At 67.4% G+C, this 13,596-nt stretch carries 13 protein-coding genes; 5 read left to right on the forward strand and 8 right to left on the reverse strand.

Going from position 1 to position 13,596, the window contains the following annotated elements:
* Position 1 precedes the first annotated feature (1 nt).
* Entirely contained in the window at positions 2-667 is a 666-nt protein-coding gene (locus ACFWPX_RS32420; RefSeq protein ID WP_378922754.1) for a DedA family protein, read from the reverse strand.
* 32 nt (positions 668-699) lie between these two features.
* Positions 700-1,419 carry a DedA family protein gene (locus tag ACFWPX_RS32425; protein WP_378931857.1) on the reverse strand — a complete coding sequence of 240 codons (720 nt, stop codon included), beginning with the start codon at positions 1,417-1,419 and terminating at the stop codon, positions 700-702.
* A 146-nt stretch (positions 1,420-1,565) separates the two neighbouring features.
* On the opposite strand from ACFWPX_RS32425, the gene fbaA reads away from it, so the two are divergent.
* Complete coding sequence (gene fbaA / locus ACFWPX_RS32430) at positions 1,566-2,603, forward strand: class II fructose-bisphosphate aldolase (RefSeq protein WP_378931859.1); 1,038 nt, start codon at positions 1,566-1,568, stop codon at positions 2,601-2,603.
* A gap of 30 nt (positions 2,604-2,633) precedes the next feature.
* The gene (locus ACFWPX_RS32435; RefSeq protein ID WP_378922732.1) at positions 2,634-3,752 is read left to right on the forward strand and encodes a BTAD domain-containing putative transcriptional regulator; all 1,119 of its coding nucleotides are present in this window, start codon (positions 2,634-2,636) and stop codon (positions 3,750-3,752) included.
* A 12-nt stretch (positions 3,753-3,764) separates the two neighbouring features.
* On the opposite strand, the gene ACFWPX_RS32440 is transcribed toward ACFWPX_RS32435, so the two are convergent.
* From ACFWPX_RS32440 to ACFWPX_RS32450, 3 genes are all read right to left on the reverse strand, one after another.
* A complete protein-coding gene (locus ACFWPX_RS32440; protein ID WP_378931862.1) occupies positions 3,765-4,817 on the reverse strand; it encodes a fused (3R)-hydroxyacyl-ACP dehydratase subunits HadA/HadB in 1,053 nt (350 codons plus the stop codon).
* Positions 4,818-4,915: 98 nt separating this feature from the next.
* Entirely contained in the window at positions 4,916-6,529 is a 1,614-nt protein-coding gene (locus ACFWPX_RS32445) for a hypothetical protein (protein ID WP_378931865.1), read from the reverse strand.
* Between the two features lie 314 nt (positions 6,530-6,843).
* Complete coding sequence (locus ACFWPX_RS32450) at positions 6,844-7,164, reverse strand: hypothetical protein (protein WP_378931868.1); 321 nt, start codon at positions 7,162-7,164, stop codon at positions 6,844-6,846.
* A 677-nt stretch (positions 7,165-7,841) separates the two neighbouring features.
* On the opposite strand from ACFWPX_RS32450, the gene ACFWPX_RS32455 reads away from it, so the two are divergent.
* Positions 7,842-8,276: a DUF3151 domain-containing protein gene (locus ACFWPX_RS32455; RefSeq protein WP_378922740.1), complete on the forward strand. Its 435-nt coding sequence runs from the start codon at positions 7,842-7,844 to the stop codon at positions 8,274-8,276.
* A gap of 64 nt (positions 8,277-8,340) precedes the next feature.
* Positions 8,341-9,468: an aromatic acid exporter family protein gene (locus ACFWPX_RS32460; RefSeq protein WP_378922755.1), complete on the forward strand. Its 1,128-nt coding sequence runs from the start codon at positions 8,341-8,343 to the stop codon at positions 9,466-9,468.
* 1 nt (position 9,469) lies between these two features.
* Here the strand turns inward: ACFWPX_RS32460 and ACFWPX_RS32465 are convergent, their stop codons facing one another.
* From ACFWPX_RS32465 to ACFWPX_RS32475, 3 genes are read right to left on the reverse strand one after another with little or no spacing between them, the layout of a single operon-like run.
* On the reverse strand, positions 9,470-10,324 hold the full coding sequence (locus ACFWPX_RS32465; protein ID WP_378922742.1) for a glycosyltransferase family 2 protein: 855 nt from the start codon (positions 10,322-10,324) through the stop codon (positions 9,470-9,472).
* 40 nt (positions 10,325-10,364) lie between these two features.
* Entirely contained in the window at positions 10,365-11,153 is a 789-nt protein-coding gene (locus ACFWPX_RS32470; RefSeq protein WP_378922744.1) for a site-2 protease family protein, read from the reverse strand.
* Positions 11,150-11,779, reverse strand: a complete 630-nt coding sequence (locus tag ACFWPX_RS32475) for a hypothetical protein (protein WP_378922746.1) — start codon at positions 11,777-11,779, stop codon at positions 11,150-11,152. The genes ACFWPX_RS32470 and ACFWPX_RS32475 overlap by 4 nt, the downstream gene beginning before the upstream one ends.
* Positions 11,780-12,046: 267 nt before the next feature.
* Here ACFWPX_RS32475 and ACFWPX_RS32480 point away from each other — a divergent pair, with 267 nt between their 5' ends.
* Positions 12,047-13,336 (forward strand): adenylosuccinate synthase, encoded by a 1,290-nt coding sequence (locus ACFWPX_RS32480; RefSeq protein ID WP_378922748.1) that lies wholly within the window; start codon positions 12,047-12,049, stop codon positions 13,334-13,336.
* Positions 13,337-13,596: the final 260 nt, after the last annotated feature.

The raw sequence follows: 13,596 nt of genomic DNA on the forward strand, positions 1-13,596 counted from the left end.
CTCAGCGCTCGGCGTCGGCCGTGATGCTGGGCTCGAGGTCGTAATCCTCGACCGGCTTCGCCATCTCCTGGCGGTAGTGCCGGATACCGAGGATGGTGCCGATGATCAGACCGACGATCAGCGTGCCGATCACGGCGGGCATGAGCCACGGCACCTGCTCCAGGAACTCGCCCGCGTAATACCCGATCAGCAACAGCACCGGCGCCCAGATGATCGCGCCCAGCGTGCTGGCGACGGTGTAGCGCCGATGATCCATCCCGGCCGCGCCCGCCACCATCGGGCACAGCGTGCGCACCCACGGAATCCAGCGGGCCACCAGCACCGCGAGGAACCCGTGCCGTTCGAGCAGATCGGTGACCTTGGCCAGATTCTTGGTGTTGATGTAGCGGCCGTTCTTGCGCGCCACCACGCGATGCCCGGTACGCGCCCCGACGACATAACCCACTTGATTACCCGCGATCGCCGCGAGCATCGTGCCCACCGACAACGCCCAGACCTGCGCTTCGCCATTGGCGTGCGAGGCCAGCACGATACCGGCGGTGATCAGCATCGAATCACCGGGCAGGAACAGCCCGATGATGAACGCGCATTCGAGAAAGACGAAAACGAGCACCACCGTGCAGACCACAGCGGGGCCCGCCGAGATCAGCGGATCGAAGCTGCCCATAGCGAGGGTGGACGGTACTGCGGTCACAGGGATCAGTGCGTCTCGTTCGTCGAAGCAGCCAGCTCGCCGCTCTGCGCCGGCGCGGCGGGTGCGTTGCGGCGCTCGAGCACCTTCTTACCGACCGTGATGATCGCGGGCAGGATCGAGACGAACACGATCAGCAGGAAGATCGCTTCGACGTGGTCGCGAATGAACGGCACATTGCCGAGGAAGTAGCCGATGACCGTGACGCCGCCACCCCACAGCACCGCGCCGACGATGTCGAACGCCACATACTTGCGGTAGCTCATCTGCGACACACCGGCCAGCACCGGCATGAACGTGCGCACGATCGGCACGAACCTGGCCAGAATGATGGTCTTGGGGCCGTGCTTCTCGAAGAACTCGTGCGTCTCGGTGACGTAGTGCTTCTTGAAGAAGCGGCTGTCTTCCTTCTTGAAGATGGCCGGGCCGATCTTGCGGCCGATCCAATACGCACACTGGTCGCCGGCGAAGGCCGTGATAATCACCAATGGCACGAGCACCCAGATCTCCGGGCCGGTCTCACGCGCCGCCAGCATGCCGCCGGTGAACAGCAGCGAGTCACCAGGCAGCAAGGGGAACAGCAGGCCGGTCTCGATGAAGACAATCGCCAGGATAGCGGGGATAACCGCCTTGGACAGCCAGGTCTGTTCGAGTAGATACAACGGGTCCAGCAACTGGGTCAACGCAAGGTTGCTCGTCACCGCATCGGATACCGCCAGCAAAGTCACGGCCCCCACAGTACCGGTCCGATCTGTGACATGAGTGCCCTGCGGGTGAACCTCGCCCCACCGGGTGATCTCACGTTCGCCTTCCTAATTTAGGGTGTGGCCTGACAGAATTGGTTTTTGCTCCCCACAAGACGGAGGTCACTGCTGTGCCTATCGCGACCCCGGAGGTCTACGCCGAGATGCTCGGCCGGGCCAAGGCGCACTCGTTCGCGTTCCCGGCTATCAACTGCACTTCGTCGGAGACGATCAACGCCGCCATCAAGGGCTTCGCCGACGCGGGCAGTGACGGCATCATCCAGTTCTCCACCGGTGGCGCCGAATTCGGTTCCGGCCTCGGTGTGAAGGACATGGTCACCGGTGCGGTGGCACTGGCGGAGTTCGCGCACATCGTCGCCGCGCGCTACGACGTGACGATCGCGCTGCACACCGATCACTGCCCCAAGGACAAGCTGGACACCTACGTGCGTCCGCTGATCGCGATCTCGCAGGAGCGCGTGAACAACGGCCTGAACCCGCTGTTCCAGTCGCACATGTGGGACGGCTCGGCCATCCCGATCGACGAGAACCTCGAGATCGCCAAGGAACTGCTGAAGGCCTGTCAGTCGGCCAACATCATTCTCGAGGTCGAGATCGGTGTCGTCGGCGGCGAGGAAGACGGCGTCGAGGCCGAGATCAACGACAAGCTCTACACCTCGCCCGAGGACTTCGAGAAGACCATCGACGCGCTGGGCGGTGGCGAGAACGGCAAGTACCTGCTCGCGGCCACCTTCGGCAACGTGCACGGTGTGTACAAGCCGGGCAACGTGGTGCTCAAGCCCGAGGTGCTGGCCGAGGGCCAGCGCGTCGCGGCCGCCAAGCTGGGCCTGGCCGAGGGCGCGCAGCCGTTCGACTTCGTCTTCCACGGTGGCTCGGGCTCGCTGAAGTCCGAGATCGAGGACTCGCTGCGCTACGGCGTGGTGAAGATGAACGTCGACACCGACACCCAGTACGCCTTCAGCCGCCCGATCGCCGGTCACATGTTCGCCAACTACGACGGTGTGCTGAAGATCGACGGTGAGGTCGGCAACAAGAAGGTCTACGACCCGCGCAGCTACCTCAAGAAGGCCGAGATCTCGATGGCCGAGCGCGTGGCCGAGGCCTGCAACGACCTGAAGTCGGCCGGTCGCTCCGTCAGCGGTTCCTGATTTTCGCACCAACAAACGGGGCCCGAGCTCATGAGTCTTGATGTCCGTGTGCTCGGGCCCGTCCGATTGCTCGTCGGCGGTGAGCCGGTAGCGGTCGGCGGGCCCAAGCCGCGCGCTCTCCTTGCCGCGCTCACCGTCAACAGGCGGCGCGCGGTGTCTTCTGCTGTGCTTGCCGAGATGGTCTGGAACGAGGATCCACCGGATTCCTACGCCGCCAGTCTGCAGGTGTTCGTGTCGAACATTCGCAAAGCGCTGCGCAATGCGGGGATCGATTCGGCGCAGGTGTTGCGGACCGAGGGCGCGGGGTATCGGCTCGAAATCCCCGATACCGCCTGTGATCTCGGACGGTTCGAGAGCGCGCGAGAAGCGGGTTCGCGGTGTCTCGACGTGGGCGACCACCCCGGTGCCGCCAACCTCTTCGGCGCGGCACTGCGTGAATGGACCGGGCGGGCGCTGGCCGACCTGGCCGGATTGCAGTTCGCCGACGGCTTCGCCACCGCGATGAACGAGGAGCGGCTACTGGCCGTCTCCGCCCGCGTGGACGCCGAGATCGCCTGCGGTCGGGCGTCTTCGGTGATCGGCGAGTTGGTATCGATGACCAACGAGCATCCGCTGCGCGAGCCGCTGTGGGGGCAGCTGATCACCGCGCTGTATCTGTCCGGGCGGCAGGCGGACGCTCTGGAGGCGTGCCGGCGGGTGCGTGGGGTGCTGGCCGAGGAACTTGGAATCGATCCCGGCGCGGCCCTGATCGAGCTGGAGCAGCGGGTTCTGCGGCAGGAGCCGTTGAATGTGCTGGCGTCCAGGCGATCTGATCAGGTGGCCGCGGCGATGACCGAGACCGTCACCGAGGTGCCGCAGTCGATCCGGAACGGCAATCTGCGTTTCGCCGACGGCCGCACGCTGCCGATTCCCCACGGCGGCATCAGGATCGGCCGCATGACCGACAACGAACTGGTCCTCGATGATCCGAAGGCCAGCCGGTATCACGCGCACATCATGCCGAGCCGCGCCGGTCTGCTGATCAAGGATCTGCACTCCGCCAACGGGGTTTACGTCAACGAGGTGCCGATCGACAGCGGTGCCCTGTTGGCCGATGGGGACATCATCCGAATCGGTGGAACCGTTTTGGTGTTCATCGCGGTGAAGTAAGGCTGCTCCGGGCTACGTCAGCCGGATCTCAGCCGCTGCTCGACCGAAGAGCTTGCGGCCCTCGGAAACTCCGCTCAACAGCACCGTCGCCGCGCGCCGACCGGGATCGACCGACTTGATCTTTCCGGAGAACTCGATCACGCCGGCTTCGGCGGGCGGAACCGGAACGAACCCCGAGAACCGGACGCTCAGCTTCTCGATGGCAGTCGGGTCGCCCAGCCAATCGGTCAGGTACTGCGCGGCCAGGCCCATGGTGAGCAGGCCGTGGGCCACCACTGTGGGCAGCCCGGCCAGTTCGGCGGCGCGGTCGCTGAAGTGGATCGGGTTGGGGTCGCCGGAGACGCCCGCGTAGTTGGCCAGGTCGCCGCGGGTCAGGCGCGCGGTGGCGGTCGGGAGCTCGGTTCCCTTTGCCAGGGTGTCGAATTCGGGGGTGGTGTTGACCGCGACGGGTTCGCGCGGGAGCGGCTCGGGGACGGGGCCGGTGCGGCGGATCAGTACGTCGCCGGTGTCGGCGGCGACGTCGGGTCGGGGCTGCATGCTGATGTTCTCGACGGCTTCGACGATATTGGCGTCGACCTCGATGCCGCGGCGGGCCACGATCGTGGTGGTGCCCTGCACGGCGACCTGACCGTGCTGGTTGCGCAGCTTGAAGCCGACGTTGATGAAGTCGTTGTCGCCGAACTGACGGATCGACTCGATCTCGATCTCGGTGCTGATCCGGTCGCCGGCCAGCATCGGGTGGAACAGCTCGAAGACCTGGTCGGTCTGCAGCACCTGCGACAGGTCGTACTCGGTGAGCACGCTGTCGAGCAGGGCGCGGGTGGCGGTCATGCCGATCACCGAGGCGAAGGTCGGCGGGGCGATCACCCCGTCGTAGCCGAGCTTGCGCGCGTCGACTTCCTGCTGGTGGGCGGGGTGCAGATTCTGCACGGCCCTGGCGAATTCCCGGATCTTCTCGCGGCCGATTTCGTAGTGATCGCGGAACCCGAAGCGCTGACCAACCAGCGTCGCATCCGGGACCACAGCTTCGATGTCCGGCTGCTCCACTGTCTGTTCCCTGCTCATGATCCGGAAAACTTTACTTGTTTACCCATCTGGATCACCAGTTATGTGTGACCCGTCATAGCAGTCAGAAGTGTCCGCTACGACGGGTCGACGCACGATCAGGGAGTACCCGCCGGGTCACACACCTTCCAGCTACCGTCGGTGCGCTGCAGGTCGAACGTCCGCGCGGTCCGCTTCGACGGATCCGCCGAGGTGTACACCGTGGCCTGGGCCAGCGCGGTGTCGCCGGTGATCCGCACCGCGTCCACGCTGTCGACCACCGGAATGGAACCGCGCTCGGTCGAGACCTCGTGCACGCCCTTGAACTGTTCGGGAGTGATGCCCTGATAGAACGTGTGCAGCTCGCCACAGGTGCTCGCCCGCAGGTCCTCGAGGTCACCGCTGCGCAGCGCGTCGGTGTAGTCCCCGATCACCGCCTTCACCTGTCCCTCTGGCGAATTGTCCGCACCGCCCATCAACGCCACCACGGTCGCGATCAGGGCAACGACGAGCACCGCGGCACCACCGGCGGCCAGCAGCCACTTCTTGGGCCGCTTCGCGCCGGGTTCGGTGGGAGCCTCACCCGGCGTCCCGATTCGCTGGGGCGGCGCCACCTGCCGCTGCCCCTCCGCCAACTGCTGTGCGGGGCGCGTCGGCTGAATGTCCGCGGGTGAAGGTGCCGAGCCGCCCGTGCGCTGCGGGGCACCCGGTCCGCGTGGCGGCGAAGGCTGGGTCTCCTCGACGCCCTGCTGCCCTGCACCACGGGGGTCTTGTGGGCCGGGGCCCGTCGGCCCGTGCTGGCCGGGGCCGACAGGTCCTTGCTGACTACGTGCCGCCGGTCCTTGCTGACCCGGTCCCGCCTGCCCATGCTGACCCGGGCCCGCCGGCCCGTGCTGGCCAAGACCTGACGGCCCGTGCTGGGCCGGACCCACGGGGGGCTGGCCCTGACCGGCAGGCCCGAACTGTCCGGGCCCGGCAGGCCCTTGCTGCCCGGCCTGGCGCGGCCCGGCCGGACCACGCGGCGTGTTCGGCGGCGGGGTCATCGCGGGTCGTCCACCGGCAGGCGGCACCACGCGATCGGTCCCGCCCGGACCGGCGGTCTTCGCCCGCTGCACCGGCATGGCGGTGGTCGGCGCATCCGCCGCGCTCGCCACGCGCATCGCCACGGTCTGGTCCTCGGAAGCGGGACCGTCTGTCTTCGGCCCACCCGTCTGGAACTTCTCGGTCGCGTCGACGTCGACCGGTTTGTCACCCCGCGAGTCACCCGCAGCAAGCCCGGACCCAGCGGCCCCGAACCCGGAAGCCCCTGCCCCTGAGATGCCGGACTTTGCGGTCGTGGCCGAGTCGGCCTCGGAACCCGCGTCTACAGCGGCAGTCGGTTCACCCTTCGGGCCGGCGGCGGTCGGTGCACTCGAATCAGCTTCGGCTGCACTATCTTTCGTGCCGTTTGTGTGGCTGTCACCGTCCTGTACGCGCGTGTCGGAGCCACCATCGGCGGTCGACTTCGAGCTCCGCGGATCTGACGACTCGTCGGTTCCGCTGCCAGCAGCAGCACCGGCGACTGCGGCCCCTGCCACCGCTGCGCCGGCAACCGAGCCGCGTGCGGTCGTGCCGTTCGGCGCGGATGCCTTGTCGGACTTCGCATCCGAGGCTTCGGCGAGATCGGCCTTGTCCATCCCAGCGGTCGGCACATCCGCCTGTGCCGACTTCGCCTGGGCACCAACGATCTTCACCGTTCGGTCATCGGCCGAACCACGATCCGCCGCCGGATTCCGCCCAGGAATCGACATCGCGGTCGTCGCTGCGTCCGGTCCGGCGAGGTCGGGACCCTGTACGTCGCGAGGCCGCGAGCTCGAGGCATCTGCCTGCTCTCCGGGCAGCCCTTTCGACAACCCCGCCAACGGCGACCCGCCACCAGCTGAATCCTGTTCCGCACCTTGCCCACCCGGACTCGCGGGTGCGTTTCCTTGCCGACCGACGGGCGATCCAACACCGGGCACGCTCACTCGCGGAGCACCACCCGGCCCCGCAGGCCGCGGTCCACCACTCACGTTGCCTGGTCCGCCGATCGGCCGAGCGCCGGGCGCACCGGTGTTCTCCCCGGCGCGGGGTCCACCGACTTGCTGCGGACCTGGTCCACGTCCTGCTTGCGGTCCACCCGGCTGCTGTGGACCGGGTCGGCCGCTCGGTCCGTGCCCCGCTTGGGGACCACCGGTTTGCTGTGGACCGGGTCCACGTCCCGCTTGCGGTCCGCCGCCCTGTTGCGAACCGGGCCCGCCGACCGGACCACCGGATCGCGGTCCACCCTGACCCGGATGTTGTTGTGCACCGGGCGCGTTGCCCAGCCGACCTGAAGGTTGTTGCGCACCGGGCGGCTGTCCCGCGCCGGGACGCGTCCCACCGGGCGTAAACCCTGGCCGACCCCATGACTGCTGCGCCCCCGGACCCGAAGGCTGTTGTCCACCGGGCACATTGCCCGGCCGCGCCGGTCCCACGACGGGTGCGTTGCCGCCCGGCCGTCCACCGGCGGGGTTGCCCGGCGGTACGCGAGGTCCACCTTGCGGAGATCCACTGGCCTGAGCTCCACCGGGACCACCTGTGCGCTGAGGACCGCCCTGCCCCGCGGGAGGCTGCGTCCCACCGGAACGCGCGTCCTGCGCCCGCGCGGCATCATCGGGCTGACCCGGCAGATCCCCGCGCCGAATCACCACCGTCTGATCCGCACCCACCGGCGGCCTCGTCGCGCGGTCCGGCTCGGTGACCGACTCCGGTGCGCCGGGAGGAGACGCGGACGAATCGTCACGCTGGCCGGGCGCGCCGGGACCGGCAGACTCTGCTGCCGGGTTGTTCTCGTCGGTCGGGTCGGACACCTCTGTACCCCTCGCTCAGGCTCGAACGTTGCACTCTGCGCTCAGCCTAATAGGCGCGGACGCGAAGCGGTCCCAAGTCTGTTGCGCATGGCTGTCGCGAAGGCGCGGGGGCGCGTGGGTGAGTGCTGCGGCGGGCGGGTCGGCGCCTGTCGGACGCTCGGTGCACAATGAACCCATGACCTCCTTCGGTGACCTGCTCGGACCGCAGCCGGTCCTCCTTCCCGAACTGATCGACGCCGAAGACGCCATTGCCGCGGGCACCGACCCCGTCGAGGTCGCCGCGCAGTACCCGGCCGCATCGATCGCATGGGCCCAGCTGGCAGAGGCCGCGCTGAAGCGCGCCGGTGGCGAGGTGAACCACGACACCGTCGCCGCGTACGCCTTCGCCCGCACCGGCTACCACCGCGGCCTCGACCTGCTGCGTCGCAACGGCTGGAAGGGTTTCGGCCCAGTCCCGTGGAGCCACGAACCCAACCAGGGCTTCCTGCGCAGCGTCGGCGCGCTGGCCGCCGCGGCGAAGACGATCGGCGAAACCGAGGAGTACGCGCGCTGCCTCGACCTGCTCGAGGACTGCGACCCGCGCGCGGCGAACGAACTCGGCCTGGATTGAGTCAGTGGTCGGGTCCGAGTCGTAGGTGAGCGAGCACAAGCCTTTCGTCGCCGTCGCCACTCCGGTGGTCGCGGCCGCCAAGGTCACGACCGTCGGCCGGTACCGGGCGTCGATCGAACGCTTGCGGCTCTCGACCATCCCGATCATCCAGTGCGCGCTCGGCGCCGCACTGGCCTGGTTCATCGCCCACGACCTCGTCCACCACGTCGAACCGTTCTTCGCGCCGACCGCCGCGGTGGTCTCCATCGGTATCTCGTTCGGTGCGCGAGTGCGCCGCTCGGTGGAGCTGGTGGTCGGTGTCGCGGTCGGCATCGGGATCGGCGACCTGTTCATCGCCCAGGTCGGGACCGGTGTCTGGCAGGTGGGCCTGGTGGTCGCCGGCGCGATGGCGGTGTCGGTGTTTCTCGGCAGCGGCGCGCTCATGACGATCCAGGCGGCGGGTTCGGCCGTGCTGGTCTCGACCTTGAATCAGGCGCCCGGCGCGGGCCCCAACCGCATGATCGACGCCTTGATCGGCGGACTCGTCGGTGTGCTGATGGTCGCGCTGATCCCGCTGCACCCGGTCCGCCGCGCCCGCGAACACGCCGCCGACGTGCTGTCGGTGATGAGTAAATCGATGATCGCCTGCGCCGACGGCCTGCTCGAACAGGACTCGACGAAGGTGTCCGACTCGCTCTCGGCGGTGCGCGACACCCAGCCCCAGATCGACGCCCTACGCGACGCACTCGCAGGCGGCCGCGAGGTCAGCCGGATATCGCCGCTGTACTGGAATTCCCGAAAACGCCTGCAACGCATCCACAACGCGGCCGACCCGCTCGACAACGCCGTCCGCAATGCCCGTGTGCTGCTTCGCCGTTCGCTCACCCTGGTCCGCGACGACGAGGTCCTCGATCCGCGCTTGATCGACCTGGTCGACCAGCTGGGCCACGCCACCGACGTGGTCCGCAAGGTGATGCTTGCCGACCCTGGCGAGCAACCCGATCAGGCCGAGGCCCTCAAGTCGTTGCGCAGCGTCGCCAAGGATGCCCGCCCCGAACTCGTTGTCGGGGCGGGGTTGTCGGCACACGTGGTGTTCGCGCAGATCCGTTCGATCGTGGTGGATCTGATGGTGGTGTGTGGGATGCAGCGCATCTCGGCGATCGCGCTGCTCCCGCCCACGGTGCCCAATCCGTATGTGACGCCGGAGGAGTAACTCAGTCGCCGACGGGAGAAACGCGCGGGCGCCCGGAACGCAGCGAGAAGCGCTTGCGGTCGAAGTCCCACGCCCGGTAGATCGGCCACTGCGAGGTGTGCATGATCCACGCGCCGGTGATCACCGCGCGATGGAACGGCACGATGTTGTAGCCCTGGTTGGCGATGGTCTGCAGGCCGCGCAGCTGGTACTTCCACCACACGTCGGGCGGGGTCTTGCGCCGCCGCGCGGAGATCTCGGCCCGCAGCGTCGGCAGCTGGTCGATGCGCAGCTTCGCCTTCGAGAGGCACAGTGCCAGATCGAGGTCTTCGTGCAGGTCACGGCGGGTGGTGGTGGCCGAACGCACCTGGTCCCACGCCGCGCGCCGGATCGCCATATTGGCACCGTGCACATTGCCGACGGGCTGGGTCTTGATCATCCCGAGCCGTTCCTGCCCGCCGATCGCGGCGGCGAGGAAGATGCCGATCGGGGAGTCGTGATAGGTGCTGATGCCGGTCACCGCCATGGTGTCGGCGTAGGAGTCGAGGTGGGCGCGCACGGTGGCGCCCCACTCGGGGGAGACGAGGGTGTCGGCGTCGATGCGACCGAGGTAGTCGCCGCGAGCCTTGTCGAAACCGGTGTTGCGAGCGAACGCGACGCCGGGCTGCGGCTCGGAGATCAATTCGATCTTGGGATGTCGGGCGGCGAGTTCGGCGACGATCTCGCGGGTGTTGTCGGTGCTGCCGTTGTCGACGACGACGATCTCGTCGATCGTGTCCTGGCCGACAAGACGCTCGAGGCATGCGGTGATGCCCGCTGCTTCGTCGAGCGCCGGGATGACGACGGACAGGACAGCGGACGATCCGGTGGAGCTCATACGCAATTTCCGTTCCAGGGTCGAGTCTGACCCGAGGCTATCAACGCCAGAAACGGGTCAACTGGCCACCATAGGCGGCCCACACCTCAGGTACCCCCGACAATTCGAACAATGCGTAAACACCGTTGAAGAACACCTGACTCAGCGGGGTGAAGAAGATGACAGCGAACAGGATCAACATGCCGTAGGGCTTGAACTGATCGAGCGATCGCCGCGTCTGGTAGCTCAGCGACGGCTCGATGATCCCGTAGCCGTCCAGCCCCGGCACCGGCAGAATGTTCAGCAGAAACGCCGTGATCTGCAGAAACGCCAGAAAACTGAGCCCGCACCAGAACGCGGGATGCTCGGCGACCGATCCGAAAGCCCGGATCACGATCAGCAGCACCACCGCGCACAGCGCGTTCGACGCGGGTCCGACCGCACTCACCAGGCGTTGCACACTCGTCTTGAACCGCGTCGTGTCCACATACACCGCGCCACCGGGCAAACCGATCCCGCCGAGCGCTATGAACACCAGCGGCAGGCCGATCGACAGCACCGGGTGGCTGTATTTCAGCGGATTCAGCGTGAGATACCCACGCACCTCCACCTCGTGATCGCCCGCCCGCCACGCCACATACGCGTGGGAGAACTCGTGCAGGCACAAACTGACGATCCAGCCGAACACCACGAGCAGGAACACGCCGACCTTGGCGCGCACCGACTCGATATCGGCGTCCCAGGCGAGTGCACCGCCGCCCACCGCGACCAGCACGATCAGCAGGAAAACCGGGCTCGGCCGCACCGCGCTGTTCCCGGTCCGCCGATCCGAGGGGAAGGAGTAAGTCATCGCACCAGCAACCAGGGTTGTTCGAATCGATAGAAGGTCGAGCGGGGCACGGTGCGTTCGGCGGTGATCCCGTCGCGGGTGACCACGGCCCCCGGGGTGCCGAGCTGGGCGGCGCGACCGGAAACCCAGGTGCGCTTGCGCATGCCTTTGCGCACGCGTGCGCGGACACCGGGCATGGTCATCGTCGGCGAGATCAGCATCGTGGTGACCTTGCCGGTGAACAGCAGTGTGTCGTCGACATAGGCTTCGCCCTCGAGCTTGGCGCCGTCGACTCCGGTGATGCTCGCGCGCCCGACCAGCACGGTGCCGGTGTCGTCGCGGATCAGCGGCGTCTCGATCGCCCGGCCTTCCACCGCTCGTTTCGCGGCGCCGTTACCGGTTCCGGTCTGATAGACCCGCGAGGCATAGGTCGTATCGACCGGCACGAAACCGACTTCGACATGCAACCGCTCGGTGCGCATCAGATGGGTGAGCACGGCGGCGAGCGAGGCGTCGGCGCCGAGCACGATCAGGCGCGGCAGGCTGTCGGCGGCCAGCACCGGCAGCAGTTCATCGATCACCGCGACATCGGGCACCCGCCCGGTCTGGGTATTGGGTAATGAGGAGAGCGCGATCGGGACCGGCATATCACCGCATCGGAGAACGTGGGTACTCAAACTGCGGTACACCCTCCTCGGTCAAGCAAACTCACTGCCGACTGGTAACCGTAACCGATCAGGGCAGGTGCGGTAGGCCGGGGTCGGGAGGCCTGCGACGGGGCAGGTCGACAGGACCTGATCAGGCGTCGGCTAGACTGTGCCTCCGGCCACCGCCTCAGTGATAGACGCGCCAGCGTCTACGGCAGGTAGCTGCAGCGCCGCGTGTGCTGCCGTCGATCTGTAGGAGACTCCGAAATGCCGGCAATCGTCCTCATCGGTGCCCAATGGGGCGACGAGGGTAAGGGCAAAGCTACAGACCTGCTCGGTGAGCGGTTGCAGTGGGTGGTCCGATACCAGGGCGGCAACAACGCCGGTCACACGGTGGTTCTCCCCAATGGCGACAAGTTCGCTCTGCACCTGATTCCGTCCGGCATCCTCACCCCTGGCGTCAAGAACGTCATCGGTAACGGTGTCGTCGTCGACCCGGGCGTGCTGCTCGACGAGCTCGCCGGTCTGGAAGAGCGCGGAGTCGACACCTCCGGCCTGCTGCTCTCCGCTGACGCGCACCTGATCATGCCGTATCACGTGGCCATCGATAAGGTCACCGAACGCTTCCTCGGCAACCGCAAGATCGGCACCACCGGTCGCGGTATCGGCCCCTGCTACCAGGACAAGGTCGCCCGCGTCGGCGTCCGTGTCGCCGACGTGCTCGACGAGAAGATCCTCACCCAGAAGGTCGAGGCCGCCCTGGAGTTCAAGAACCAGGTGCTGGTCAAGATCTACAACCGCCGCGCGCTCGACACGCAGCAGGTGGTGGACGAGGTGCTCGAGCAGGCCGAATCGTTCAAGCACCGCATCTCCGACACCCGGCTCGAGCTGAACCTGGCGCTCGAGCGTGGCGACACGGTGCTGCTGGAAGGCTCGCAGGGCACGCTGCTCGACGTCGACCACGGCACCTATCCGTTCGTCACCTCGTCCAACCCGACCGCGGGTGGCGCGGCGGTGGGTTCAGGTATCGGACCGAACAAGATCGACACGGTGCTCGGCATTCTCAAGTGCTACACCACCCGTGTCGGCTCCGGCCCGTTCCCGACCGAGCTGTTCGACAACTTCGGTGAGTTCCTGGCCAAGAACGGTGGCGAGGTCGGTGTCACCACCGGTCGTGCGCGTCGCTGTGGTTGGTTCGACGCGGTGATCAGCCGGTACGCCACCCGCGTCAACGGCGTCACCGACTACTTCCTCACCAAGCTGGACGTGCTGTCCGGGCTGGACACGGTGCCGATCTGCGTGGCGTACGAGATCGACGGCAAGCGGGTCGAGCAGATGCCGACTACGCAGACCGAGTTCCACCACGCCAAGCCGATCTACGAGGAGCTGCCGGGTTGGTGGGAAGACATCTCCCACGCGCGCACCTTCGAGGAGCTGCCCGCCAACGCGCAGGCGTATGTGCTTCGGCTGGAAGAGCTGTCGGGTGCTCGGATCTCGTGCATCGGCGTGGGGCCGGGGCGGGACCAGACGATCGTTCGGCACGATGTTTTGGCTTGATGTGAGGCTGGGGAACTAGTCGGGAGGTCCGGTGCCGGTCAGGCGCCGGGCCTTTCTTTATGTGGTCTCTGGGGCAGAGCTGCGGGGGTTTGGTGCTCCCCGGGCGGTTTGTGGGGCGGGGCGCCCGGGGTTTGAGTAGTCCCAGGCAGGTTTGACGCTGTGTTTTTTGGAGCGCTGGCGCGCTCGAGTCGCGGCCCCGAGGGGCCGCCCGGGTGGCCCACGGGGGATGGGGGTGTTCGGCGGATGGCGAGGCCGACAAA

It is taken from the genome of Nocardia sp. NPDC058518, from assembly GCF_042719655.1.
In the GTDB taxonomy this organism is placed as follows: Bacteria; Actinomycetota; Actinomycetes; order Mycobacteriales; family Mycobacteriaceae; genus Nocardia.

Excerpts from the sequence above, each read along its gene's own strand:
- ACFWPX_RS32420 (WP_378922754.1), bottom strand. The coding sequence starts at position 667 with ATGGGCAGCTTCGATCCGCTGATCTCGGCGGGCCCCGCTGTGGTCTGC.
- ACFWPX_RS32435 (WP_378922732.1), top strand. The coding sequence starts at position 2,634 with ATGAGTCTTGATGTCCGTGTGCTCGGGCCCGTCCGATTGCTCGTCGGC.
- ACFWPX_RS32440 (WP_378931862.1), bottom strand. The coding sequence starts at position 4,817 with ATGAGCAGGGAACAGACAGTGGAGCAGCCGGACATCGAAGCTGTGGTC.
- ACFWPX_RS32455 (WP_378922740.1), top strand. The coding sequence starts at position 7,842 with ATGACCTCCTTCGGTGACCTGCTCGGACCGCAGCCGGTCCTCCTTCCC.
- ACFWPX_RS32465 (WP_378922742.1), bottom strand. The coding sequence starts at position 10,324 with ATGAGCTCCACCGGATCGTCCGCTGTCCTGTCCGTCGTCATCCCGGCG.
- ACFWPX_RS32470 (WP_378922744.1), bottom strand. The coding sequence starts at position 11,153 with ATGACTTACTCCTTCCCCTCGGATCGGCGGACCGGGAACAGCGCGGTG.
- ACFWPX_RS32475 (WP_378922746.1), bottom strand. The coding sequence starts at position 11,779 with ATGCCGGTCCCGATCGCGCTCTCCTCATTACCCAATACCCAGACCGGG.
- ACFWPX_RS32480 (WP_378922748.1), top strand. The coding sequence starts at position 12,047 with ATGCCGGCAATCGTCCTCATCGGTGCCCAATGGGGCGACGAGGGTAAG.